This is a genomic window from Vibrio sp. 1557, assembly GCF_033340175.1.
GTDB lineage: Bacteria > Pseudomonadota > Gammaproteobacteria > Enterobacterales > Vibrionaceae > Vibrio > Vibrio alginolyticus.
Genome location: NZ_JAWOVZ010000074.1, coordinates 1 through 1,404, shown reverse-complemented (window position 1 = coordinate 1,404; position 1,404 = coordinate 1). Strand labels below are relative to the sequence as shown.

At 47.6% G+C, this 1,404-nt stretch carries 1 protein-coding gene and 1 pseudogene; both read left to right on the top strand.

Annotation, left to right across the window (positions count from 1 at the left end; all coding sequences use genetic code 11):
• Positions 1-87 precede the first annotated feature (87 nt).
• A pseudogene (locus R7070_RS24635) lies at positions 88-864 on the top strand (efflux RND transporter periplasmic adaptor subunit); the annotation flags it as partial.
• A gap of 10 nt (positions 865-874) precedes the next feature.
• Positions 875-1,404: efflux RND transporter permease subunit (locus R7070_RS24630; protein ID WP_318141337.1), on the top strand; the 530-nt coding region annotated here is incomplete at its 3' end.

Below are 1,404 nucleotides of genomic sequence, written 5' to 3'. Positions count from 1 at the left end.
AAAGAAATCAAAAAAAAAGAAAAAAAGGAAAAAAAAAGAAAAATCATTAACAAAATAAAAAAGAAAGACTAAAAAGTCTAACAAAAAGAAAAACAAACGCGCATGTTAGAAGCGCAATCAGCCCACAAACTCGCGAAAGCCGAGTTAAAGCGCGTAAAACAAGCGACTTCTGATGATGCCATTGCCAGCGTAAACTTAGACCGAGCCATCAGCAGCTACGAACGTAGCCTCTCTGCCGTCAAAGTGGTTGAGAAAAACATCCAACGTGCAAAAGATGCCCTGCGTTACACCACTCTACGTGCACCATTCACTGGCATTGTTGCCGACGTTTCTGTTGATCCACATGAACAAACCTTGCCGGGCGGCAGTGTTGTGTCAATTCAGCAAGAAGGCAGTTGGGAAGTCGACATCGACGTACCGAAAAATATGATTGCGCAATTCGCACTAGGTCAGCCGGCATCGTTGACTTGGTATGATTCGGAGCAATCCTACCGAGCAACCGTGGCAGAAATCGCGCCGAAGAAGCACCTGCTCAAACAAACCTATACCGTCACGCTAGACATCGATTCGATTTCCAGTGCGCTATTCAACGGTAAAGCAGTCACGGTTAATACCGCGCTCAACACCAGTCACTCAAGCCATTGCTTTCCTTACTCTGCAATTTTGGGTGAGAAACAAACTCTGCACGTGAATGTGGTTCGTGATGCGGTTATTCATTCAGAGCCGGTCAACCTTGACTCTATCGACGCATACCAAGCGTGTGTGACCGGAAGTTTTGAGCAAGGCGATTATGTGGTGATCAGCGGTAGTCATTATCTAAGCGAGGGCGATGCCGCCCCAAACCTGACCATCAAGACGTTGTAGGTGCGAATCCATGATCAATTTAGCTGAATTCGCGATTCGCCAACGTAAGTTCGTTCTGTTCTTTATCGTATTGAGCGTGATCGCTGGCATCTATTCTTACTTCGACTTAGGCAAGTTGGAAGACCCGAGCTTTACAGTAAAAACTGCGGTAGTCGTGACCCTTTATCCGGGTGCATCTGCCGAAGAAGTCGAGCACCAAGTCTCCGATACGGTGGAAACCAAATTGCAGGGAATGGCGGAGTTGGATCGCTTGCGCTCATTGTCTCGCCCAGGTTTGTCTATGGTCTTTGTTGACCTCAAAGAGAGCCTTAATTCCAAAGCACTTCCGCAGGAATGGGACTTATTGAGACGCAAAGTGGACGATGTAAAACTGCAGCTGCCTTCCAGCGCGCAGATCAGCGTAGTACAAGACGAGTTCTCTGAAGTCTACGGCATGCTTTTCTCTATCCACAGCACAGATGCTGCGCCAGAAGAGTTGCGTCGCTACGCCGAAGAGCTGCAACGCCAAATCAAAGCCGTCGACGGCATCAAAAAATCGAG